A 23,156-nucleotide genomic window follows, 5' to 3' on the forward strand; every position below is an offset into this window, starting at 1 on the left:
CCTCCAGGCACTCGAACGCCGTTACGCCTGGGCACGGTACGCGGCGGTGCCCCGGCTCCACCGGCGCTTCGCGGGCCCTGGCCGAATGCCGACGCGGAGTGCCCCGCGGGGCTTGGACGTCAGCCCGGCCGGCGTCGGCGCAACAGGGGCCGGCGCGGTTCCTGGTCGGGCAGCCAGCCGAAGGACAGACAGCTTCCGACGGCTCCGAGGAGCAGGCCGACGAGGAACCCGCCGAGGTTGGAGGTGAGCCAGGTGCCCAGGGACAGGAGGATGCCGAGGAGGGAGTAGAACAGCCGCTGCGCCGGGTTGAAGAGGATCAGCAGGCCGCACAGCAGCATCACCGCGGGCAGCAGGTAGCCGGCCACGCCCTGCATGCCGATGTGCATGACGACCTTCAGCGAGGCCTTCTCCGTCAGCAGGATCTCCGCCCCGCCCAGGGCGAGCAGCAGCCCGCCCCAGAACGGGCGCCGGGCCCGCCAGCCGCGGAAGGCCGCCCGGGGCCCGGCGCGGGGCGGTTCCGGGCTGCCGGTCGCCGCGGGGGCCGGCGCCGACTCCAGTTCGGCGGACATCAGCAGGCCTTGTCGCTGAAGCGCAGCTTGAGGCCCGGGAGTTTGAACACCGCCGCCGTGGTCGCGTAGTTGGTCTGCCGGAGGTCGGCGATGCGGACCGTGTCGGCCTGCTGGCTGAAGACGCCCTTCGGGCCCTGGACGCCCGCCTTGTCGAGGGTGCTCGCGTCGTTGCCGATCTCGATGTTGCCGAAGGCCGCGTCACCGGACAGCTCGGTCGAGTCCGTGGTGAGGTGGCTCGCCTGCACCTTCTCGGAGCCGCTGCCCGCGGTGATGACCAGGTTGGTGCCGCCGAGGTCGACGCTCTGGCACAGCTTGGTGAGGGTGGCGTTCTTGATGGCGGACGTGACGACGAGCACCTGGCCGCCGGTGTCCCCGGCGTTCGGGCTGTCCTCCGCCATGTTGTCGAGGCCGCCGAACTGCTCGAAGCCCGTGCCGTTCAGCTCCGTCGCGGTGACGGTGAACGGCATGCCGGAGATGGCGAACTGGACGCCGAGCGCGCCCTGGGCGGTGAGGATCATCAGTCCGGCGGCGATCGCGGTGGCGGGGACCGCCATCACGGCGGCGCGGCGCAGGCGGACCCGCCCGCGTCTTGCGGTGCCGCCGGCGGAACCGCTTTCCGGCTTCTCGGGGGTGGGACCGGTGGACGCCGTGACGTCCGAGGACGAGGCCATGTCTGCTCCCTGGTCACAGTGAATGCGGGTAGGGGTTCAGTGGCGTGTTGTCCTGGCGCGGACAGCGGCTGCGGCGGACGCCTCCTCGCAACTCCCGGTGGGAGCAAGGGCTTTCTCGTCGTGCCGCAGTGGCCGACCAGGAAGTTACCGGGGGTTACACCAAGGGTCAAGACACGTGTGGGAAAACGGTGTCGGTTGTGCCGCGCCTGTGTGCGCGGCGGCCCGGCCACCTCGCGTTTCCCGCCCCGAGCGGCCCGCGCCGGAACCGGCGCGGCGGACGGCGCCCGTGCCCGGGGCCGGGTGCGACGGGTGCGTGAGGGTGTGCTCGCGGTTCCTCAACTTCCGTTCAGGCGCTTGACGTTGGGGCCGGGACGGGTCTACAACTTCCTCTGTTTCAGCGGATCCGTGGCGCCGGGTCCGCAGCGCCGCGCAGGTCGCCCTCCCGGTCCCCGCCGTCGTCGTGGGGCGCGGGCGACGTGTCAGGTTCGCGGTGCGCGCACCTCCGCTCAGTACCGCCCCGGGCACCGGCGCGGTCGCTTCCCCTCGCGGACCGCGACCGGTCGTACGGCTGCCGCCGCCGGTCCGTCACGCAGGAGAAGGCGTCACGGGACGGCGCCGGACGCCGTGCCCGCCGCGCCCTTCCCCGCACGTCCGGGCCGCGTCCGTACCCTCGCGTGCTCCGGGTGCCACCGGCTCCCCGGCTCCCCGGCGCCCGCCGCACGCACGTCCGGTACGTCCGCGCGGTCCCTCGCGCCCCCGGCGCCGGCGCGTTCCGTACCCGCCCGCGCCGCAGGGTCCCGTACCGACCGCACCACGAACTCCGTACCCACCCGCACCTCCCCCCACTTCGGAGAAGAGGCATCCCCATGCGTACTCGGTCCTTCCTCGCCCTCGTCGGTGTCACCGCCGCCCTCGCGGTGTCGGCGGCCGCCCCCGCCTCCGCCGCCGACGTCCCGGTGCTCACCACCGGCACTGCCGGCGGCACCCCGGTCGCCGCGGGCGACGTGCTGTCGGCGTCGCTGGCCGCCGGCACCACCGCCACGTTCTACTCCAGCGCCACCGGGACCAGCGGCGTCTCGTGTTCCGCGTCGACCTTCACCGCCACCGCCGCCGACAACCCGGCCGCGCCCGGCACGGCGACCGAGTCGCTCACCGGCCACGCGTTCACGAGCAGCAGCTGCACGAGCAACGTCCCCGGCGTCCTGGGCGTCACCGGCATCACCGTCAACAACCTGCCGTACAGCACGACCGTCTCCTCCGACGGCACCGTGACCGTGACACCGCCCAGCGGCTCGACCGTGCAGACCACCGTCGTCCTGCGCACCCTCCTGGGCAGCGTCAACTGCGTCTACCGGGCGCCCTCCCTGAGCGGCACGGCGAGCAACGCGGACAACAGCATCACCTTCACCGGCCAGCAGTTCACGAAGTACTCCGGCTCGTCCCTGTGCTTCGCCAACGGCTTCTTCACCGCCCGCTACGCCCCCGTCAGGGACACCAGCCAGGCAGGCAGCCCGGTGGTGTTCGTCAACTGACCCGGCCCCGGCGGCGCCGCCTGCTCAGCGCGACACCCGCGGTGAGCAGGAGCACCCCGGCGCCGCCGGCGACCAGTGGCAGAGCTCCCGGACCCCCGGCGGTGCTGTCCGCGACGGGCTCGGACCGGCCGGCCGCGGCGTCCGCGGCGGGTGTCGCGGCCTCGGCCGGTGCCGGGGCCGCCCCGGTCGTGGGCGGGGCCTTCGAGGGTTCGGGCGTCGTCGCGGGAGCGGGCTTCGCGGCCTTCGTCGGCTTCGCCGGGGCGCCCGCGCCGGCCGCCCCCGTGTCCTTCGCGGCGCCGTTCCCCGCCCGCGGGAACACCACGTCCGAGCACGAGTAGTACGTGTCCGCGGTGCTGGAGTTCTGCCAGACCGTGAACAGCACATGGCGCCCCGACCGGTCGGCGGGGAGCTTCGCACCGATGCGGTAGGCACCCTTGACCAGGGACGGGTCGGTCGCCGTCGCGAACGGCCGCGTGGGCAGGTCGGACCAGGTCAGGGGCTTCGCCGGGTCGTACCCCGGCTTCGTCAGGTACAGCCGGAACGTGCCCGTGTGCGGAATTGTCGAGCTGTAGGCGAGGGTCAGCGGGGCGCCGGGGGCGAGGCGGGTGGCGGGCCAGTCGGCGCGCGCGAGGTCGAGCCCCCGGTAGGCGGCCAGACCACCGCTGCACAGCCGCCCGTCGGGGATCACCTGGCGGTCCCTGCCGTCGACGCCGGCCACCCGCAGGTTGTCCCAGGCGGTGAACGGGGCGCCGTTCGCCGCGATCGCCGCCCGGCAGGCCGCGGACCCGGTCCGGCTCCCGCCCTCGGGCGAGCACGCCACGACCCGGCTGACCGGGTCGGTCGGCGCGCCGTGGGCCTGCGCCGGTCCCGCGGCGAGGGGCGTCAGCAGCAAGGGGAGCGCCACGGCGACGGCAGCCGCGGCGGCGGGGCGATGTGCGGTCATCCGGTGAGGCTCCTCGGGCTGTCGCGAAGGGGGCCGTTCCCCGTGCAGTACGCGCGATCCGCGCCCCGTGTTCAGCGCGCGGCGCGCGGACGCGCCCCGGCGGACGCCAAGTGGGGTTCCGGCCAACGGGGTTGACGGCCGGACGGGAGCGCCGGGGCAAAGCGGGCCCCTTCCGCTGATCGCGGTCGAAACGGCCGGCCCGCGAGGGTGTTTTCCGGCCAGATCGAGGGTTTCCCCTGTATCCGCCTCACCAGCCGCCTCCCTATCGTTCGGGCACAGCCGACCCACAGGTAACCCCCACACGGGTCCGCTCGCGTACGGCCGGCCGCCGCGCACGTCTCGATTCACCCCCCGCCGCTTCGAGGACGAAGCGAATCGACCGCTGCTCCGCGCTGCCCGGAGCCGGCCACGAAAGGCAAGCCCTTGCGTACGTCCCCCTCCCGTACCGCCGGACGGAAGCTGATATCCGTCGCCGCGGTGTCCGCCGCCCTGCTGGCCGCGACCGCCACCTCGGTCGACGCCCAGACCCCCGCCGCCCGGGCGGAGACCGCCGCTCCCGCCGGGGCCGCCCCGGCCACTCCCGCCGAGCGCCTGATCGTCGGCTACAGGTCCACCGCCGCCGAGGCGAGATCCGACGAGGCCGCCTCCGCCGACGCCGAGGCGAAGGGCAAGGAGGCCGGCGAGGACCTCGGCTTCCGGCGCCGCCTCGGCACCGGCGCCGCCCTCGTCGACCTCGGCGACCGGCTCGAGAAGGCCGACGTCGCCGACGTCATGGCCGAATACCGCGCCGACCCGCAGGTCGCCTACGTCGTCCCGGACCGGCTCAACACCCCGCAGGCCGGCCCGAACGACACCGAGTACACCAAGCAGTGGGACCTCTTCGAAGCCACCGCGGGCATGAACGTCCCCGGCGCCTGGTCCACCTCCACCGGCAGCGGAGTGACCGTCGCCGTCATCGACACCGGCTACGTCACGCACTCCGACCTCGCCGCCAACATCGTCGCCGGGTACGACTTCATCTCCGACCCCGCGGTCTCGGTCGACGGCGACGGACGCGACGCCAACCCCGCGGACCCGGGCGACTGGTACGCCACCGACGCGTGCGGAGCGGGCACCGGTTCGAGCAACTCCTCCTGGCACGGCACGCACGTGGCCGGCACCATCGCCGCGGTCACGAACAACGGCAAGGGCGTGGCCGGCATCGCGTACGGGGCGAAGATCTCGCCGCTGCGGGTCCTCGGCAAGTGCGGCGGCTACGACTCCGACATCATCGACGCCATCACCTGGGCGTCCGGCGGCACCGTCTCCGGAGTCCCCGCCAACGCCAACGTCGCCAAGGTCGTCAACATGAGCCTCGGCGGCGCCGGCGCCTGCACGGCGGCCACCCAGAGCGCCATCACCGCCGCCGTGAACCGCGGGACGACCGTCGTCGTGGCCGCCGGCAACGAGAACTCCAACACCTCCGGCTTCTCCCCGTCGAGCTGCAACAACGTCGTCAACGTCGCCGCGACCAACCGCACCGGCTCCCGTGCCTCGTACTCCAACTACGGCACGCTTGTGGACATCTCGGCGCCCGGCGGCCAGACCAGCACCGGCACCGCCAACGGCATCCTGTCCACGCTGAACTCCGGCACGAAGACGCCCGCCACCGAGTCGTACGCCTACTACCAGGGCACCAGCATGGCCACGCCCCACATCGCGGGCCTGGTCGCGCTCATGAAGTCGGCGAACCCCGCGCTCACCCCCGCCCAGATCGAGTCCGCGCTCAAGGCCAACGCCCGTGCCCTGCCCGGCACCTGCTCCGGCGGCTGCGGCGCCGGTCTCGCCGACGCGGCCAGGACCGTGCAGGCGGTGAGCGGCACCGGCGGTTCGACCGGCACCACCTTCACCAGCACCTCGGCCCTCGCCGTCCCGGACGCGGGCTCCGCCGTCGAGTCGCCGATCACCGTCAGCGGCCGCAGCGGCAACGCGCCGGCCACCCTCAAGGCCGGGGTCGACATCACCCACACCTACCGCGGTGACCTCGTGATCGACCTCATCGCCCCGGACGGCTCGGCGTACCGCCTGAAGTCCTCCAGCGGCTCGGACTCCGCCGACAACGTGAACACCACGTACACCGTCGACGCGTCGAGCGAGAGCGCCAACGGCACCTGGAAGCTGCGCGTGCAGGATGTCGCCGCGCAGGACACCGGCACGCTCAACAGCTGGAAGCTGACCTTCTGACGGCTGCCCTCACGGGCCGGGCGGCTGCCCTCACGCACGGGACGGCTGCCTCACGGACGGGACGGCTGCCCTCACGGACGGGACGGCTGCCCTCACGGACGGGCTGGCCGGCCGGCCGGCGCGAACGGGCGCCGGGCGGCCGTCCCCGAAGCGCCGAGCCCCGGCACCGGGCCCGCACCCGGAACCCCTGTTCCGGGTGCGGGCCCGGTGCCGCGGGGTGGCCGGACCGGGACGCTAGTGTCCTTCCCGAGCCCCGCCCGACGCCCGGAGGAACGCACCACCATGCCCGACGCCCCCGTGATCGTCAGCAGTGACCCGCGCTCCTTCCCGCACAGCGTGCTGGCCGAGCGGCACCCCGCGCTCATCCGGAAGGTGCGGGACGCCTTCCCCTACGGACCGGAGGAGCGGCGGGCACTCGACGCGCTGCTCGACAGCGCCACCGAGGGCGTCGTCGAACCGCTCGCGCCCGACGCTGCGGACCGGGCGCAGTGGGACGACTGGGGCTTGCGGGCCCACGTCGGCCAGTCCTGGTTCGACGTCCCCTTCCTGTGGGCGGAGAGCTACTTCTACCGGCGGCTCCTGGACGCCGTCGGCTACTTCGGACCGGGAGCGTGGCAGGGCGTCGACCCCTTCCGCCCCTTCAAGCTCGCCGAACTCGACACCCCCGAGGCCGAGGCGGAACTGGCCGCGCTCGACGAGCTGTCCTCCCGGCCGGCCGAGGACCGGAGGCAGCCCCTCCTGCACGGCTCGCTCTGGGGCAACCGCGCCGACCTGGGCTTCCGGCTCTCCGACGCCGGTGACTCGTCCGGCGCCGGCCAACTCGTCGCCGACGACAGCGCCTTGCTCTGGTCGCTGCCGGCCGGCGGCACCGTGTGCGTGGTCGCGGACAACGCGGGCCGGGAGCTGATCCCGGACCTGCTCCTCGTCGACCACCTGCTGCGCCACGGCCACGCGGACCGGGCCGTCCTGCACCTGAAGCCGTACCCGTACTACGTCTCCGACGCCACGACCGCCGACCTGCTCGACGCCCTGCGCCGGCTGACCGGGGCACGCGGGGCCGCCGCCGAGTCGGGGCGGCGCCTGTGGTCCGCACTGGCCGACGGGCGTCTGACGGTCCGCGTCCACCCCTTCTCCTGCGCCCCGCTGCCCTACGCCGACATGCCCGACGACCTCGCGGACGAGTTCGCGCGGGCCGACCTGACCATCCTGAAGGGCGACCTCAACTACCGCCGCCTGGTGGGTGACCGGCTGTGGCCGCCCACCACCTCCTTCGCCGCCGCCACGGCGTACTTCCCCGGCCCGGTCGCCGCGCTGCGCACCCTGAAGTCCGACGTCGTCGTCGGCCTCACCACGCGGGCCGAGTCCGCGCTCGTCGCCGCCGAGGGACAGCGCTGGCGGACGAGCGGCACGCACGCCCTCATCCAGGCCAGGCCCTGACGAGTCGCCTTCACGGCGGTCGGGCCGTACCGGCGCACCCCGCCGACCGGCGTACCCCTACGCGGCCGATCCGCCTCGCACCTGTCGCGGCCGGCCCACGTCGCGCATTCCGCAACCGGTCCGCGCAATCGGCCCGTCTCGGGCTTTCCGCGGCCGGCGAGGGATGCTCACATCAGCCGCAGCGGCAGGGACTTGATGCCGTTGATGAAGTTGGACACGAGCCGGACGGGCGGCCCGGCGGCCCGCAGCTCGGGCACCGCCCGCAGGGTCTCCTCGTACAGCACGCGCAGTTGCAGCCGTGCGAAGTGGGCGCCGAGACAGACGTGGGGGCCGTCCCCGAACGAGACGTGCGGGTTGGGGCTCCGGTCCGGGTCCAGGCGGTGCGGTTCGGTGAAGACCCGTTCGTCGTGGTTGGCGGAGGCGTGGAACACCACGACCTTGTCGCCCGCGCGGACGCGTTGCCCGGCGAGCGTCACGTCGATGACCGCGGTGCGCCGGAAACTGAGGACCGGAGGATGCAGGCGCAGCAACTCCTCCATGACTGAGGCGAGTTCGTGCCGCCCGGAGCGCAGGCCCTCGTACACCCCGGGGTGCTCCGCGAGCGCCCCGAGGCCCCCGGGGGCGGCGCTGCGCACGGTGTCGTTGCCCGCGACGGTGAGCAGGAAGAAGAACATCTCCAGCTCGGGGACGGTGAGTTCGGGGTCGGCGGCGAGGGTGGACATGACGTCGTCGGCGGGACGGCGGCGCTTGTGGGCGGCCAGGTCCCGGGCGTACGCGAACATGTCCCGCAGCGCGCCGGGGGAACGCGGGTTCACCGGTCTGCCCCGGGCGTCGAGCAGCGGTTCGCCCGCCTCCTCCGGGTCCTGGTAGCCGATGACCCGCCGCGTCCAGTGCAGCAACAGCCCCCGGTCGCCCGCCGGTACGCCGAGCAGGTCCGCGAGGTTCAGCAGGGCGTACTCGTCGGTGACCGCGGCGACGACGTCACAGGTGCCGTCGCCCGCACGGGCCGCCGCGAGCGCGCCCGCGAGGAGCGTGCGGGCCCGCTCGCGTGCCGACGCCTCGAAGCGGTCGGTGCGGCGCGGCGTGAACGCGCGGCTGACCAGCCGCCGCAGCCTGCCGTGGTCCGGCGGGTCCTGGTTCAGCATCATGCGGCGGATGAACGGCAGGTCGGCCGGGTCCGGGTCGCGGATCTGGGTCGCGCCCAGACACGAGGAGAACACCGCCGCGTCCTTGAGCACCCGGACGACGTCCGCGTGCCGGGTCACCGCCCAGAATCCCGGCCCGGCGGGCCAGCCCAGCACCTCGGGCTCGTCCTGGCGCGCGACCGGGTGGTGATCGCGCAGGACGCGGTAGGCGGCGTGCGGCACCCCGTCGCCGTACCGCCGCGGATCGAAGACGTCGGGGACGGGCGGCGCCTCGCGCACGCTCACACGGACCCGCCCTCCGCCGGGAGGCGCTGCCCGCCCTCTCCGGCGGGGCGGGGCACGCCCCCTCCCGCGGGCCCGGACGCGACACCCGGCCCGCTGCCCTCCACCCGTGCCGTACCGGCGCCGCCGCCCGTGCCCGCGCCGTCCTCGCGCAGGAACGCCTCGACCACGGCGACCAGGTCGAGCGGCGACTCGTCCATCGCGTAGTGCCCGGCCGAGACCAGTTCGTGGTGCAGGCCGTGCGGATACCAGCCCATCCAGGTCTGCGCCATCAGCGCCGCCGACAGGGCGGGGTCCAGCGCGCCCGTGACGGCCAGCGCCGGCACCGTCGCCCCCTGCACCTCGGTGTGGAAGTCCTCACCGGCCCACGAGTCCAGCCAGGCGCGGAACGCCTTCGCGTCGCTGACCGCGAAGGAACGCGCCACCATCCGGTCGAGCCAGGCCGCGGGGCGCCGGCTCCCGGTCGTGAAGTCGATGATGGCGCGCCGGTTGTCCGCGCTGTGCGCCGCGTCCGCGAACAGGTCCCACTGCTCCCCGGGCAGCGGCAGGCCCGAAGCGGGCACCGGCGAGACCCCGACGATCCGGCGCAGCCGCCACGGGGCCAGGGCCAGCAGCCGTTGCGCGACAGCGCCGCCCATCGAGTGCCCGACGACGGAGAACCGCTCCCAGCCGAGCCGGTCCGCGAGGTCCACCAGGTCCGCGGCGGCCTCGGCGGTCGTGTACGCGCCCGCCGCGTCCCGGGCCTCGCCGTAGCCGCGCAGGTCCACCAGCGCGTACTGGAACGCCGTGCGGTCGAGGTCGGCGAGCACCGGCGCGTACGCGCTCCGGTCGGCGAACCAGCCGTGCACCGCGAACACCTTGTGGGCGCCGTCGCCGTGCAGTTCATGGGGCAGCACGAAGGAGGTCATGGCCCTACGGTGGCCCGCGCGCCGCCGCCGGACAAGGGCGCGCACGCGAGCGCACGCGGACCCGCGGCGCGTGCCCCGACCCGGAGTCCGGCCGTACGCCGAGCGCTTCGGCACGCAGGGACCCGGCGGCGCAGGTGGCGGGCGGTGAGCGTCCGGAGTTCCCGGCGCGGGCCGGTTCGACCCCGATTCACGCGATGGTGTGATCATGTCCGGGCCCGCGGATGCCCGCGCGAGGGCCTGGGTAGGGCCCGGCCATGACGCAGCCGTTCGAACTCCCGCACTTCTACATGCCGTACGCCGCGCGGCTCAATCCGCACCTCGACGAGGCCCGCGCCCACACGACCGAGTGGGCGCGCGGCATGGGCATGCTGGAGGGCTCCGGCATCTGGGAGCAGTCCGACCTGGACGCGCACGACTACGGGCTGTTGTGCGCCTACACCCACCCCGACTGCGACGGGCCCGCGCTCTCGCTCATCACCGACTGGTACGTGTGGGTCTTCTTCTTCGACGACCACTTCCTGGAGACCTTCAAACGCAGTCAGGACCGCGAGGGCGGCAAGGCGTACCTGGACCGGCTGCCGCTGTTCATGCCCCTCGACATCGCCACCCCCGTACCGGAGCCGGAGAACCCGGTGGAGGCGGGCCTCGCGGACCTGTGGGCGCGCACGGTGCCCTCGATGTCCCTGGACTGGCGCAGGCGGTTCGCCGTCTCCACCGAGCACCTGCTGAACGAGTCCCTCTGGGAACTGTCGAACATCAACGAGGGCCGCGTCGCCAACCCCGTCGAGTACATCGAGATGCGCCGCAAGGTGGGCGGCGCCCCCTGGTCGGCGGGGCTCGTCGAGTACGCGACCGCCGAAGTGCCCGCCCGGGTCGCCGGATCACGGCCGCTGCGGGTCCTCATGGAGACCTTCTCCGACGGTGTGCACCTGCGCAACGACCTCTTCTCCTACCAGCGGGAGGTCGAGGACGAGGGCGAGCTCAGCAACGGCGTCCTCGTCCTGGAGACCTTCTTCGGCTGCACGACGCAGGAGGCCGCCGAGATCGTCAACGACGTGCTGACCTCGCGGCTGCACCAGTTCGAGCACACGGCGTTCACCGAGGTGCCCGCGGTCGCCCTGGAGCAGGGGCTCGCCCCGGACGAGGTCGCGGCCGTCGCCGCGTACGCGCGCGGACTCCAGGACTGGCAGTCGGGCGGCCACGAATGGCACCTGCGCTCCAGCCGCTACATGAACGAGGGCGCCCTCGCCGCGGAGCCCTACGGGGCCTCCGGGCTCGGCACCTCCGCCGCCGACGTCGGCGCCCTGCTGTCCGGGGCCGGGGCGGAGCGGCTGCGCTCCTTCACCCACGTCCCCTTCCAGAAGGTCGGCCCGTCGCTGCTGCCCGACTTCAAGATGCCGTTCCCCTTGACGCTCAGCCCTCACCTGGACGGCGCGCGGCACCGCATCACCGGCTGGGCGCACGCCATGGGCATCCTGCGCGAGGGCGTCTGGGACGAGGACAAACTCGCCGCGTACGACCTGCCGTTGTGCGCGGCCGGCATCCATCCGGAGGCCACCGAGGAGGGCCTCGACCTGGCCTCCCAGTGGCTCGCCTGGGGCACCTACGGCGACGACTACTACCCGCTCGTCTTCGGCCACCGCCGCGACCTCGCCACGGCCAGGGTGTGCACCGCGCGCCTCTCCGCCTGCATGCCCCTGGACGGCGAGGCGCCCCTCGTCCCCACCAACGGCATGGAGCGCGGGCTCGTCGACCTGTGGACGCGGACGACGGCCGGTATGACGCCCGAGGCGCGGCGCACCATGAAGGCCGCCGTCGACGTGATGACGGAGAGCTGGCTGTGGGAGCTGGCCAACCAGATCCAGAACCGCATCCCGGACCCGGTCGACTACCTGGAGATGCGCCGCGCCACCTTCGGCTCCGAACTGACCATGAGCCTGTGCCGGCTCGGCCACGGCCCGCAGGTCCCCCCGGAGGTCTACCGCAGCGGCCCGGTCCGTTCCCTGGAGAACGCGGCGATGGACTACGCGATGCTCCTCAACGACGTCTTCTCGTACCAGAAGGAGATCGAGTACGAGGGCGAGGTGCACAACGGCATCCTCGTCGTGCAGAACTTCTTCGGCTGCGACTACCCGACCGCACTCCGCGTCGTCCACGACCTGATGACCCAGCGCATGGAGCAGTTCCAGCACGTCGCCGCCCACGAACTGCCGATCCTGTACGACGACTTCAAGCTGTCGGAGGAGGCCCGCGGCATCATGCGCGGCTACGTGGAGGACCTCCAGAACTGGATGGCCGGCATCCTGAAATGGCACCAGGACTGCCGCCGCTACGGCGCCGCGGACCTGGCGCGCCGCGCCCACGGCTTCGTCCCGGACCAGGTGCCCGCCCTGCCGTTCACCTGGCAGGCGCCCGCGGTGCCGGCCTCCGTGTGACCTGCGCCCGGCCGTCCCGGTGCGCCTCGGCCGCCCCCGCCGACTTCGCCGTCCGGGGCGGCTCGGGCGGGTCCGCGGGGAGCGCCGGGGCACGGCGTCCCCGGCCGGTCACACGGACCGACCGGCCCGGGTGACGGTTGCCGCGTGTGTCACGGCGGCTCGCGCCAGTGCCCGGACGATCGCGTGCGGGTGCGAGCCTGCGCCGGCGAGTTCCGGCTGGAAGAGGGTGGCCAGGAGGAACGGATGGCCGGGAAGCTCCGCCATCCGTACGTGCCCGTCCTCGTCGTGCCCACTGAAGCGCAGGCCGTGCGCGCGCAGGTGTCGAGGTGGCGGGACGGGCCGTACGCGCAGAAGTACCGCTCCACCGTCCTCCCTGAGCCGATCAGCGCGTGCGCCAGTGACCCCGGCTCGACGGTGACGGCCGCCTCGTGGCCCACCAGCGAGCAGGCCGGCCGCTCGGTGAGGAAGTCGTCGGCACCAGGGTCGTACTCGGCGTGGGCGACTTGGTGAGGCCGCAGACGTCGCGGCGCTGCCCCCGGCGGGCGTGACCCTGCGTGCGCTGGGCTGCTGGCCCCGCGCGTCGTGCACCGCACGGAACTCGTGCACGGGCGTCACTGCGCGGAGCCGCGGCGGCGATGGTGGACAGACTTCTCGAACGCTCCTGAAAGTCTCACTCGTTGGTGGATCGTCGCGCGCCGAGGCGTTGGGTAGAGCTTGGGCCGGAGGTCGAGCCATGGAACAGACTGCGTTGCGTCCCAAGCCGATGCCCGGCCGGGAGCCGGGTGAAGATCCCCCGCCGGAGGGCGACCGCAAGCCGTGCGGCCGAGCGCCCCGCCGCCCGCACGCCGCCCGGCGCCGCGGCAGGCGGCTCATGACCCTGCTCTTCGGCCTGTTCGTGGGGACGGCCCTGGTGCTGTCGGGCGTGGGCCTCGGCACCGTGGGCGCCACGGTGATCGGCATGAGCAAACTGGCCGCCCTGCAGAAGCAGGCCGGTGCCGGTGGCGGTCCCGGGGCACCCGGAGCGGCCGGACCGTCGGTGGGTCCGTCACCCCCGGGTGAACGCCCGGAGGGGCCGGGCAGGTCCACCGGGCGGGACCCGTCCGTGGGGTCCAAGTCGGCAACGGGTCAGGGGGGTTCGGCTCCCGCGGGCAAGCCCGCCCGGGCCACTCTCGGGGTCGAGGCCGTCGACGCGCCCGGCGGCGCGGGCGCGCTCGTCGTCGGCGTCCACGTGCCCGGCCCCGGATACTCCGCGGGCCTCGTGCGCGGCGACGTGCTCACGGCGTTCGGGGCGACCCGGGTCACCTCGGCCGACGCCCTCGCGCGAGCGGTGGCCGACGCCCGCCCCGGCTCCGCCACCACCCTGACCGTCCGGCGCGCGGACGGCGGCCGGCAACGACTGACGGCGACGCCGGGGGTCGTGACGTGAGGGGGAGCGGTGTGGGAGGCCTGGGGCGGTGGCGAGTGCGCGCGTGCCGGGGGCCGCCGTCACCGTGACCGTGCGGCGCGTGTGTGCGGCGGGGGCGTACGGCGACGCCTACTCGGCACTTCTCAGACTCGCGGAAGCCACCTGCGGTACGTCCGGCTCACCGCAGAGGACAACACCTCAGGAGCAGGCATCGTCCGCCTGCGCCAAGAACTCCGCGCGGCTCATGGCCTTTCCGTCGGACCACCACTGTCCAAGGGCCAGGCTCTCGATGTCTGCCTGGGTGAAACTGGTGACGCCCTTGTAGCGCACAGTCTCGTTCGCCCCGACGGTGAAACTCACCGAGTAGTCCCCCTCCGCTGCCAGCTTCGTGACGGAACCCGCCTCGCCCTGCCAGCCCGTCGGGAGGCTGAAGAGGCTGAACTCCTGCTCACCGGTGACCGGATCGATCGGGTGGATCGACCAGCCTTCCTGGGACGCACGGTGCGCCTTGTCGCTCTTCTCATCCCTCCCCAGGAACAAGACCTCCCGGATGGAGTCGCCGTCCGCGCAGGGCCGCAGCAGAGCTCGTACGTCTCCGTCCGCACCCTTGCCGATGGCGACCAACGGTCGCTCTGCCGGACTGCAACCGACCGCGAGCAGCACGAGGGCCGTGGCCACACCGCCACGGAACAGTGTGCAGGCCCTTCTGTTGTTGCCGGTCACGGTAACCCCCACCTCACTTCCGGCATGATCCCGCCGAACTGGCGTCCTGCACCAGTAGTTGATCGCAAGTTCTGGTGCTTAGTCCGTCTGCAAGGCGTGGTTCCCGCTCGCTCGGCCACGGCGGCCGCCCGCCCGGCTTCGACCGTGAGGCCTGCAAACAGAGGAACACCGTCGAACGGCGCATCAACCGCCTCAAGCAGTGGCGCGGCCCGGCCCCACGAACCGACAAGCTCGCCATCGCCTGTCCGGCCGCACTCCACCTCGCCGGCATCCTCATCCGGACCCGCCCCTGACCAGAGAGACAGAACCCAGGGGCGTGCTGTGAGGGGGCGCCGGCGTGGGAGAGGCGGGGGGAGGCACGGAGACGTGGGGTGTCGTCACCTGGGGGTCGTCGTACCGCGGACACCGATGCCGCGTGTCCAACCGGCTCGCGTCCGCCGCGGTGGAGGGGCAGGATGCTGCCCGTAGGCCCCTGGGGGAACTCCGGACGAACGGAGACACGGATGACCGGCACACCCGCGCCCTTCACCGCGGACGACTACGCGGCGAGGATGCGCAGGGCGGCGCGCACCGCCGCGGACGCCGGACTCGACGGCGTACTGGTCGCACCCGGACCCGACCTGGTCTGGCTCACCGGATACCGGCCCGTCGAGACCGAACGGCTCACCCTGCTCGTCCTGAGGCCGGGAGAGGACCCCGTCCTGGTCGTGCCCACCCTGGAGGCCCCGGACGCGGCGGCCGCGGTGGGGGCCTCCGCGCTGACACTCCGCGACTGGACCGACGGCACCGACCCGTACGAGGTCGCCTCCGCCCTCCTCGGCCGCACCGGCCGCTTCGGCGTCAGCGACAACGCCTGGGCCATGCACCTGCTCGGCCTCCAGCAGCGCCTGCCGGACACCCGCTACACCTCCCTCACCCAGGCCCTGCCGATGCTGCGCGCCGTCAAGGACGCCGCGGAGATCGAACGGCTGGCCGCCGCCGGTGCCGCCGCGGACGCCACGTACGAGGAGATCCTCAAGGTGCCCTTCGCCGGGCGCAGGGAGACGGAGGTCGCCGCCGATCTCGCCGACCTGCTCCGGCAGCACGGGCACTCCCAGGTCGACTTCACCGTCGTCGGCTCGGGCCCGAACGGCGCCAACCCGCACCACGAGGCCGGCGAGCGCGTCATCGAGCACGGCGACATGGTCGTCCTCGACTTCGGCGGCCTCAAGCACGGCTACGGCTCGGACACCTCCCGCACCGTGCACGTCGGCGAGCCCGGCGACGAGGAGCGCACGGTGCACGACCTCGTGCGCGCCGCCCAGGAGGAGGGCGTGCGCGCGGTCCGCCCGGGTGCCGCCTGCCAGGACGTCGACCGGGCCGCCCGCGCGGTCATCGCCGACGCCGGATACGGCGACCGCTTCATCCACCGCACCGGCCACGGCATCGGCGTCACCACCCACGAACCGCCCTACATGATCGAGGGCGAGGAACAGCCGCTCGTCCCCGGGATGTGCTTCTCCGTGGAACCCGGCGTCTATCTGCCGGGCCGGTTCGGGGTACGCATCGAAGACATCGTGACGGTGACCGAGGACGGCGGACGCCGCCTCAACACCACCGGCCGCGAACTGATGATCGTCGGCTGACCGGGCACCGGAAGGCCCCCACCCCGTCCACGTCCCGAACGGCAATGGCGCGTCCATGATCCAGGCATCGACACCGACCGAGGACACCGTCCGCACCGTGGTCCGCTCCCTGCTCACCGGCGGGGAAGCGGCGGGAACGGCGGGCGGTGGAGCGGCGCGCGGCGACGCGGTGAGGGGCGGAGCCCCGCGCGGAGGGCCGGCCGGAGCCGTACCGGACGTCCGGCCCGTCGCCGAGGGCGGCGAACGGCACACCTGGTGGGTCGGCACCCGGCACGTACTGCGGCTCGCCCCCGACCGTGCCGCGTCCACGGGGCAGCGCCGCGAACTGCGTCTGCGCGACCTCGTACGGCCGCACCTTCCCGTTCCGGTTCCGGTGAGCGTCGCCCAGGGGGAGTGGGCAGCCGGCCTGGCCTGCACGCTCGACGCCAGGCTGCCCGGCGGGAGCGCCGAGGACCACACCGTCTCGGCGGTCGGCGAGACGGACCTCGCGGGACTGCTCACCGGACTGCGCGACGTACCGGTGCGGCAGGCCGAGACGCTCGGCGTCCCCAGGGAGGCGCCGCGCGCACTCGACGCGCTGCGCACCGCCGCCGAGGAGGCCGCCGGGCAGCTCGCGGCGGCCGACGAGTTCGACCCCGCCCGGCTCGGCCGGCTCACCGAGTCCGCCGCGGTCCAACTCGCCGCTCAGCCGGGCGCCGGGGTCCTCGTCCACCACGCGCTCAGCGGCGAGCACCTGGTGGTCAGCGCCGACGGGCGCGTGCGCGGCGTCCTGGACTGGAGCGGCGCCGTGGTCGGCGACCCCGCCGAGGACATCGCCGGACTCGCCGTCGCCGTCGGCGCCCCGGCCGCCGTACGTGCCGCGACGCTCGCCGGATACGGGGCGCGCCCCTGCCTGCGCGGTCTCTGGCTGGCCCGCTGCGACGCCGTGATCCGCCTCGCCGCCCGGCTCCGCGACGAGACGGCGAGCACGGCCTCCGGCGCGTCGCCCTCACTGCTGCGTACCCGGCTGCACCGGGCGTGGGAGCCGATCCTGCTGGAGCGGGTCACGGACCTGGGGGAGGGCGCGGAGTAGGCGGCGTGAGCCGGGCGGGCGGGGGGGGCACCGGCCCCCACCAGCCTCACCAGGCCCTCAAGTCGCGAGCCTTAACCTCGTGACCCTACGAGCCCCTCAAGCCCTCAAGCTCATGAGCCCAGGAGTCCATGAGCCCTCAAGCCTGCGTGAGCACCACACACGACTCGCCCGGCAGGCTCAGCAGGCCGTCCGGGCCCGGGGTCGTGACCGGCTCCCAGGCGGCCAGTACGCGGGCGCGGCGCAGGCCCAGGGGGATCACCGCGGGCTCCTTGCCGAAGTTCACGGCGACCCGTACGTCGCCGCGTCCGAGGGCGAGCCAGCGGGCCTGTTCGTCGTAGGCCACCTTGACCGCCGCGAGGTCGGGGTCGGTGAGGTCGGCCAGGCGGTGGCGCAGCGCGATCAGCTCCCGGTACCAGGCCAGCACGCGCGTGTGCAGGGCGTTGTCGGGGCCCGGCTCCAGCTCGGACCAGTCGAGGCACGAGCGCTCCCGGGTCGCCGGGTCCTGAGGGTCGGGCACGTCCTCCTCGGCCCAGCCGTGGGCGGCGAACTCCCGGCGTCTGCCCCGGCGTACGGCGTCCGCGAGTTCGGGGTCCGTGTGGTCGGTGAAGAACTGCCAGGGGGTGCCCGCCGCCCACTCCTCGCCCATGAACAGCATCGGGGTGAGGGGTCCGGTGAGCGTCAGCGCGGCCCCGCAGGCGAGGAGGCCGGGGGAGAGGGCCGCGGAGAGCCGGTCTCCCAGGGCGCGGTTGCCGACCTGGTCGTGGGTCTGGGAGTAGCCCAGCAGCCGGTGCGCCGACACCTGCGTGCGGTCGAGCGGGCGGCCGTGGCGGCGCTCCCGGAAGCTGGAGTACGTGCCGTCGTGGAAGTAGCCGGACGTGAGCGTCTTCGCCAGTGCCGCGAGCGAGGCCCGCGCGAAGTCCGCGTAGTAGCCCTGGCCCTCGCCGGTCAGGGTGGTGTGCAGGGCGTGGTGGAAGTCGTCGTTCCACTGCGCGTGCAGCCCGAGCCCGCCCTCCTTGCGGCTGCGGATGAGCCGCGGGTCGTTCAGGTCCGACTCCGCGATGAGGAACAGCGGGCGGCCGAGGTCGGCGGCGAGGTCGTCCACGGCCGTCGACAGCTCCTCCAGGAAGTGGAGCGCGCGCGTGTCCACCAGGGCGTGCACCGCGTCCAGGCGCAGCCCGTCGAGACGGTAGTCGCGCAGCCACGCCAGGGCGCTGTCGACGAGGAACGCGCGCACCTCGTCCGAGCCGGGCGCGTCCAGGTTGACGGCGGAGCCCCAGGGCGTCTGGTGGGTGTCGGTGAAGTACGGCCCGAACGCCGGGAGGTAGTTGCCGGAGGGGCCCAGGTGGTTGTGCACGACGTCGAGGACGACTCCGAGGCCCAGTTCGTGGGCCCGGTCGACGAACCGTTTCAGTGCCTCGGGCCCGCCGTACGGCTCGTGCACGGCCCACAGCGAGACGCCCTCGTACCCCCAGCCGTGCCGGCCGGGGAACGGGCACAGCGGCATCAGCTCGACGTGCGTGATCCCGAGCTCCGCCAGGTGTCCGAGCCGGTCGGCGGCGGCGTCCAGGGTGCCTTCGCGCGTGTAGGTGCCCACGTGCAGCTCGTAGAGCACCGCGCCCGGCAGGCCGCGTCCCGCCCAGTCCCGGCGCCACGCGTACCGCGCCTGGTCGACGACCGCGCTCAGCCCGTCCGGGCCGTCCGGCTGGCGCCGGGAACGCGGGTCGGGCAGGACGGGCCCGTCGTCCACGGCGAAGCCGTACCGCGTCCCGTCCCGCGCGTCGGCCTCTCCCGTCCACCATCCGGGGCGGTCGGGATCGCGCGCCAACGCGCGCGTGGAGTCGCCGCACTGGAGCGTGACCCGGTCGGCCTGTGGTGCCCACACCTCGAACTGCACGGACGGTTCTCCCTCGTCTGCTCAGCGTGACGTAGTCCGTCCATGGTGCGTCACGCGAGATCAATTCGCTTTTGGATCCACCCTTTTGCCGCGCCGGACCTTTGCGTCGGCCGCCGTGTTCCGTTTTCCCTGCTTCCTGGACACCCCGCTCCCGCTGTCCGACAATCACGAGCGTGACGTCGTCCTTCGAGTTCCACACGTACCCCGCGCGGCCCTCGGACACCGAGCGCGACCGGGCGTTGAAGGTGCTCCGTGACGGCGTCGCGCTGGGGCGCCTCTCGCACGACACGTTCATCCGGCGCATGGAACTGGCGCTCGCCGCCCGTCGCTCCGAGGACCTCGCCGTGCTCACCGCCGACCTGTCCACCGAAAGCCGCTGGTCGCGGCTGGTGTTCGGCACCGTCGAGGCGGTGTCCGGCTTCCCCCTCCGGCTGCGCAGGGCCTGGCAGGCCGAGCGGCTTCCCAAGCTCCAGCTGCCCCACCAGGGCAACGGCTATCCACTGCGCATAGGGCGGGACCCCGCCAGCGGTCTGCGGCTCAACCACGACACGGTCTCCCGTGTGCACGCCGAACTGAGCCGCCAGGGCGGGATGTGGGTGCTGCGTGACCTCGGTTCGACCAACGGCACCACGGTGAACGGACGGCGGGTCATCGGCGCCGCCGTGGTCCGCGACGGCGACCAGGTCGGCTTCGGGCGGATGTCCTTCCGGCTCACGTCGGAGTGAAACCCACCGGACGCACGGCGCTCGCGTCGGAGTGAGGACCACCGGACGCACGGCTCGCCCCGGCCGGCCGGTGGCCCCCGGGCCGGCGCTCGCTCCGGCCGCCCCTCTGCCCCGGAGCTGAGCGCGTCCCCCCGGCGTCTCCGTGCCCGAGGGCCGACACCGGCCCGCAAAGCCCTGGCCTGGGGTTTACGCAGTGAGGTCGCCCAACTTTCGGCCGCGCCAAGGGTGTTGACGTACCCCGCGAGCCGTGGCTGACTGTCCTCTTCCCTGCTTCTCCCCATCTCCGCTTCTCCCCATTTCCGCTTCTCCCCTCTTCTGCTTACCCGCCTCTCCGCACATCAGGTGAAACGACGGCACCGTCCAGTGGAGGTGCGCCCTGCCGCCACTCCTCCGCTATCCGACCGTGGACGAGCTGGGCGCCCGCGCGGCAGCCCTCGTCGCCCGCCGTCCGCGGGACGCCCGGCTGCGCCGCGCGGGGACCTCACGCGCGGGCACCCCGATGTGGCTGCTGTCCGTGGGACACGGCAGCCGCCACGCCCTGGTCGTCGCCGGCCCGCACGCCAACGAGCCCGTGGGCGGCGCCACCGTCCTGCGGCTCGCCGAGCGCACGCTCGCCGACCCGAGGCTGTGCGAGGACGCGGACGTCACCTGGAACCTGCTGCTCTGCCTCGACCCGGACGGCGCGCGCCGCAACGAGCGCTGGCTGCCGGGCCCGTACACCCTCGGCCGCTACTTCCGGCACTTCTTTCGCCCGGGCTTCTTGGAGCAGCCCGAGTGGCTGCCCGACGGCGCGGCGGGCGCCGCCCTGCCCGAGACCCGCACGCTCCTCGGCCTCCAGGACGAGCTGCGGCCCTTCTTCCAGGTCTCCCTGCACGGCGTCGACGTCGGCGGCGGCTTCGTCGAGCTGACCCGCGAGCTGCCGGGCCTCGCCCAGCGCGTCGCGCACACCGCGGCGAGGCTGGGCATCCCGCGCGAACTGGGTCCCTACGACACCCTGTACTGGCCGACGCTCGGCCCCGCCGTCTACCGCATCCCGCCTCCGCGCCGCGGCGACCTGGCCGCCGCCATCACGGAGGCGGCGGTGGAGTCGACGTGGTTCCACCCGCACGCGTACGGCACGGTGACGGCCGTGGTCGAGGCGCCCATGTGGGGCGTGGCGGCCGTGGAGGACGCCCGGGTGCCCCAGGACGCCGACGCGGTGCTGCGGTCGGTGAGCGGGTCGCTGCGCCGCGACACGCGGCTCCTGGAGGGCATGCTCCGGCAACTGCGGCCCTCGCTGTCCGCCGTCCCGGACGCGGCCCGCCTGCTCGCGCCGGTCGACGACTATCTCCTGGTCGGCCCCGGCCTCGCCGACTCCTGGGACCCCGACACCGACGACGGCGGCGCCCGTCCCCTGCCGCCCCTGGACACCGCGCGCCTGACCGCCCTCGGCATCTCGGGACGCCGGGTCGCGCTGCGTACGGCGGGACTGCTGCACCAACTGGCGACCGGCGCCGGTGCCGCCGCGGCCGGCGTGCTGCCGGAGCTGGACCGGCTCATCGACGTGTGGTGCGCCGACTACCACGACGGCTACGGGGCGCGCTGGGTGCCGGTCGCCCGGCAGGCGGAGTTCCAGGCGCGTGTGGTCCTCGCCGCCTTCGAACTGGCCCGGCGGAGCGAACCCGGCCCCTCCCGTTCGGGTGAGCCGGGCTGGGGAACCCGGGCCGCCGTGCCGATGCACCGGGAATGACGAAAACCTCTCGAACGGTACGTGGCGGTCTGCTGGCGGCGATCGCGCTCCTCGCGCTGGGCCCGGCACCGGCCCGGGCGGCGGTCCCCGGCGACTGGCTCTACCTCACCGTGACCACGGGCGAGGCCGGTACCGGGGCCACCCGGGGCACGCTCCTGCTTTGCGACCCGCCGCACGGACACCTGCGGGCGGCCCAGGCGTGCGACGAACTCCGGGCCGTACGCGGTGACATCGCCCGCATCCGGCCGAGGGCCGACGCGATCTGCCCCATGATCCACGCGCCGGTGACCGTGTCGGCGCGCGGCGAGTGGGCCGGGCGGCCCACCGAGTACAGCCGCACCTTCTCGAACTCCTGCGTAATGGCGGCCGAGACGAGGACGGTGTTCGCCCTGACGGATTGACGCCCTGACACCCGGCTCCCCCGGGGACGCATGTACGGGCGCTCGCCACCCGGCAAGAGCCCCCTGCCTCGCCCGTACTCGTGCGTGCCGTCCGCGCCGCGCGTACTCGTCCGCGCGGTCCGTGCCGTCGGTGGCGTCCGGGCTCACGCCGCCGGGTCGCGGGCGTGGCGGGCGGCCGCGACGACCGTGCGGGACTGGTGCTCGACCTGGTGCTCCAGTGGTACCCAGCGGGCGCGGAAGTGCTCGGTGAAGGCCTCGCTCCAGTTGGCGACGAGCCGTTCGAGGCCGGGGGCCGCGCGGTCGTCGGTCTCCCGCAGCACCCGCAGCAGCATCGCCGCCGCCCGCAACGGCAGACGGCGCCCGAAGGCGTCGACGCTCCCCACGTACGCCACCGTGGCTCCCGGCGGCGGGGGCTCGGCCCAGTCGCCGGCCAGTCCCGGGACGAGGTCCAGGGCCCACCTGGCGGCCCGTAACAACGGCCCGTCGGGACCCGGCAGCCGCGGCAGCGCGTCCGCGAGGACGCGTTCGACCTGGACCGCGTCCCGCACGAGCCGCCGGGCCAGGTGCCGCAGCGCCGCCGCGGGGGCCGGGTGGGGCGCCGGATCGTCGACCAGGTCGCCGGCCCACATCGGCACCTCCACGACGGCTGTCAGACCGCCGTACCGGTGGGCGTGGTACCAGGTGCTGTGCCGGGCGTCGTCGGGCATGCTCGGGTACGACGTGGGGGTGTCCGGTCCCGGCATCACGTGCACGCCGGGGCCCGAGGCCGGCCAGCCCGCGGCGTCCGAGGGGCCCGCCTCCACCGGGATGTGCAGCTCGGCCGCGGACTTGGCGAACGGTTCGGCGAGTCCGGGGACGTCCTTGGTCAACTGCACCCAGCTGCCCCCGAGATCGGTGCCGTGCAGCGTCACCTGGAGGTAGGGCCGCACCTCGTCGATGACACCGAGCAGGGCCCGTGTCTCGGGCGGCAGCCGGTCCGGCGGCAGGACCGACGGCGACCACTCTGGCTGCTCGGGACCGGCGGGGCGGAAGAAGCCGAGGTGGTAGTCGAACAGCGTGCGCGGCGCCGGCGTCAGGTGCAGGCTCGCGCCGTCCGGGTCCGCGCAGAGCAGGAAGTGCCAGGAGGTGTCGGCCCGCAACTCCCGCTCGTTCAGCACCCGTTCGGCCAGGGCGAGCAGCGTCGAACCGCCGGTCTGCTCGTTGGCGTGGGCCCCGGCGACGACCAGGACGGCGCGGGAGGCGTGGCCGACGGACAGCAGGTGCAGGGCCCGGCCCGCGCGGGAGGCGCCGACCTGTCTCAGGGTGCACAGTCCCGGCCGGTGATCGGCCAGCGCCCGTGCGGCCGAGAAGAGTTCGGGCACACTCAGGTAGCGCAGCTCCGGCAGTGGACTCACCCCCGACGTGTCCGCCCGGCCATCGCACTCCGCAGTACTCCAC

General features: G+C 74.0%; 18 protein-coding genes and 2 pseudogenes. 11 read left to right on the forward strand and 9 right to left on the reverse strand.

Annotated features, from left to right (window positions below; all coding sequences use genetic code 11):
• Positions 1-119: 119 nt before the first annotated feature.
• Positions 120-569 carry a DUF6114 domain-containing protein gene (locus ACWGIS_RS10345; protein ID WP_453361961.1) on the reverse strand — a complete coding sequence of 150 codons (450 nt, stop codon included), beginning with the start codon at positions 567-569 and terminating at the stop codon, positions 120-122.
• Complete coding sequence (locus ACWGIS_RS10350; RefSeq protein ID WP_453361962.1) at positions 569-1,240, reverse strand: DUF6230 family protein; 672 nt, start codon at positions 1,238-1,240, stop codon at positions 569-571. Before ACWGIS_RS10350 ends, ACWGIS_RS10345 begins: the two co-directional genes overlap by 1 nt.
• An 866-nt stretch (positions 1,241-2,106) precedes the next feature.
• Between ACWGIS_RS10350 and ACWGIS_RS10355 the strand changes: the two genes are divergently transcribed.
• A complete protein-coding gene (locus ACWGIS_RS10355) occupies positions 2,107-2,772 on the forward strand; it encodes a Tat pathway signal sequence domain protein (RefSeq protein ID WP_453361963.1) in 666 nt (221 codons plus the stop codon).
• Here the strand turns inward: ACWGIS_RS10355 and ACWGIS_RS10360 are convergent.
• Entirely contained in the window at positions 2,765-3,715 is a 951-nt protein-coding gene (locus ACWGIS_RS10360) for a lytic polysaccharide monooxygenase (RefSeq protein WP_453361964.1), read from the reverse strand. The two genes, ACWGIS_RS10355 and ACWGIS_RS10360, sit on opposite strands and share 8 nt — an antisense overlap.
• 423 nt (positions 3,716-4,138) lie before the next feature.
• Between ACWGIS_RS10360 and ACWGIS_RS10365 the strand changes: the two genes are divergently transcribed.
• Positions 4,139-5,938 carry a S8 family peptidase gene (locus tag ACWGIS_RS10365; protein ID WP_453361965.1) on the forward strand — a complete coding sequence of 600 codons (1,800 nt, stop codon included), beginning with the start codon at positions 4,139-4,141 and terminating at the stop codon, positions 5,936-5,938.
• 282 nt (positions 5,939-6,220) lie between these two features.
• Positions 6,221-7,375, forward strand: coding sequence for a damage-control phosphatase ARMT1 family protein (locus tag ACWGIS_RS10370; RefSeq protein ID WP_453361966.1), 1,155 nt, complete (start codon positions 6,221-6,223; stop codon positions 7,373-7,375).
• Between the two features lie 167 nt (positions 7,376-7,542).
• Here the strand turns inward: ACWGIS_RS10370 and ACWGIS_RS10375 are convergent, their stop codons facing one another.
• Positions 7,543-8,805: a cytochrome P450 gene (locus tag ACWGIS_RS10375; protein WP_453361967.1), complete on the reverse strand. Its 1,263-nt coding sequence runs from the start codon at positions 8,803-8,805 to the stop codon at positions 7,543-7,545.
• Positions 8,802-9,710 carry an alpha/beta fold hydrolase gene (locus ACWGIS_RS10380; RefSeq protein WP_453361968.1) on the reverse strand — a complete coding sequence of 303 codons (909 nt, stop codon included), beginning with the start codon at positions 9,708-9,710 and terminating at the stop codon, positions 8,802-8,804. Before ACWGIS_RS10380 ends, ACWGIS_RS10375 begins: the two co-directional genes overlap by 4 nt.
• A gap of 254 nt (positions 9,711-9,964) precedes the next feature.
• Between ACWGIS_RS10380 and cyc2 the strand changes: the two genes are divergently transcribed.
• Positions 9,965-12,145, forward strand: coding sequence for a germacradienol/geosmin synthase Cyc2 (gene cyc2, locus ACWGIS_RS10385; RefSeq protein WP_453361969.1), 2,181 nt, complete (start codon positions 9,965-9,967; stop codon positions 12,143-12,145).
• A gap of 108 nt (positions 12,146-12,253) precedes the next feature.
• On the opposite strand, the pseudogene ACWGIS_RS10390 reads toward cyc2, so the two are convergent.
• Positions 12,254-12,671, reverse strand: a pseudogene (locus tag ACWGIS_RS10390) (hypothetical protein); the annotation flags it as partial.
• A gap of 207 nt (positions 12,672-12,878) precedes the next feature.
• On the opposite strand from ACWGIS_RS10390, the gene ACWGIS_RS10395 reads away from it, so the two are divergent.
• Complete coding sequence (locus tag ACWGIS_RS10395; RefSeq protein WP_453361970.1) at positions 12,879-13,571, forward strand: PDZ domain-containing protein; 693 nt, start codon at positions 12,879-12,881, stop codon at positions 13,569-13,571.
• A 177-nt stretch (positions 13,572-13,748) separates the two neighbouring features.
• On the opposite strand, the gene ACWGIS_RS10400 is transcribed toward ACWGIS_RS10395, so the two are convergent.
• Positions 13,749-14,273, reverse strand: coding sequence for a hypothetical protein (locus tag ACWGIS_RS10400; RefSeq protein ID WP_453361971.1), 525 nt, complete (start codon positions 14,271-14,273; stop codon positions 13,749-13,751).
• A 116-nt stretch (positions 14,274-14,389) separates the two neighbouring features.
• Between ACWGIS_RS10400 and ACWGIS_RS10405 the strand changes: the two are divergent.
• The 3 genes and pseudogenes from ACWGIS_RS10405 to ACWGIS_RS10415 form a co-directional block, all read left to right on the forward strand.
• A pseudogene (locus tag ACWGIS_RS10405) lies at positions 14,390-14,566 on the forward strand (IS5/IS1182 family transposase); the annotation flags it as partial.
• A gap of 210 nt (positions 14,567-14,776) precedes the next feature.
• The gene (locus ACWGIS_RS10410) at positions 14,777-15,898 is read left to right on the forward strand and encodes an aminopeptidase P family protein (protein WP_453361972.1); all 1,122 of its coding nucleotides are present in this window, start codon (positions 14,777-14,779) and stop codon (positions 15,896-15,898) included.
• A 55-nt stretch (positions 15,899-15,953) separates the two neighbouring features.
• Positions 15,954-16,970, forward strand: a complete 1,017-nt coding sequence (locus tag ACWGIS_RS10415) for an aminoglycoside phosphotransferase family protein (RefSeq protein ID WP_453361973.1) — start codon at positions 15,954-15,956, stop codon at positions 16,968-16,970.
• A gap of 136 nt (positions 16,971-17,106) precedes the next feature.
• Here the strand turns inward: ACWGIS_RS10415 and treZ are convergent, their stop codons facing one another.
• Positions 17,107-18,864 (reverse strand): malto-oligosyltrehalose trehalohydrolase, encoded by a 1,758-nt coding sequence (gene treZ / locus ACWGIS_RS10420; protein WP_453361974.1) that lies wholly within the window; start codon positions 18,862-18,864, stop codon positions 17,107-17,109.
• 173 nt (positions 18,865-19,037) lie between these two features.
• Between treZ and ACWGIS_RS10425 the strand changes: the two genes are divergently transcribed.
• The 3 genes from ACWGIS_RS10425 (at position 19,038) to ACWGIS_RS10435 (ending at position 21,719) form a co-directional block, all read left to right on the forward strand.
• Positions 19,038-19,589 carry an FHA domain-containing protein gene (locus ACWGIS_RS10425; RefSeq protein WP_453361975.1) on the forward strand — a complete coding sequence of 184 codons (552 nt, stop codon included), beginning with the start codon at positions 19,038-19,040 and terminating at the stop codon, positions 19,587-19,589.
• Between the two features lie 403 nt (positions 19,590-19,992).
• Complete coding sequence (locus tag ACWGIS_RS10430; RefSeq protein WP_453361976.1) at positions 19,993-21,318, forward strand: M14 family zinc carboxypeptidase; 1,326 nt, start codon at positions 19,993-19,995, stop codon at positions 21,316-21,318.
• On the forward strand, positions 21,315-21,719 hold the full coding sequence (locus ACWGIS_RS10435) for an SSI family serine proteinase inhibitor (RefSeq protein WP_453361977.1): 405 nt from the start codon (positions 21,315-21,317) through the stop codon (positions 21,717-21,719). Before ACWGIS_RS10430 ends, ACWGIS_RS10435 begins: the two co-directional genes overlap by 4 nt.
• A 143-nt stretch (positions 21,720-21,862) precedes the next feature.
• On the opposite strand, the gene ACWGIS_RS10440 is transcribed toward ACWGIS_RS10435, so the two are convergent.
• The gene (locus ACWGIS_RS10440; protein WP_453361978.1) at positions 21,863-23,113 is read right to left on the reverse strand and encodes a M14 family zinc carboxypeptidase; all 1,251 of its coding nucleotides are present in this window, start codon (positions 23,111-23,113) and stop codon (positions 21,863-21,865) included.
• Between the last annotated feature and the right edge of the window lie 43 nt (positions 23,114-23,156).

The organism is Streptomyces sp. NPDC054842 (assembly GCF_053611025.1).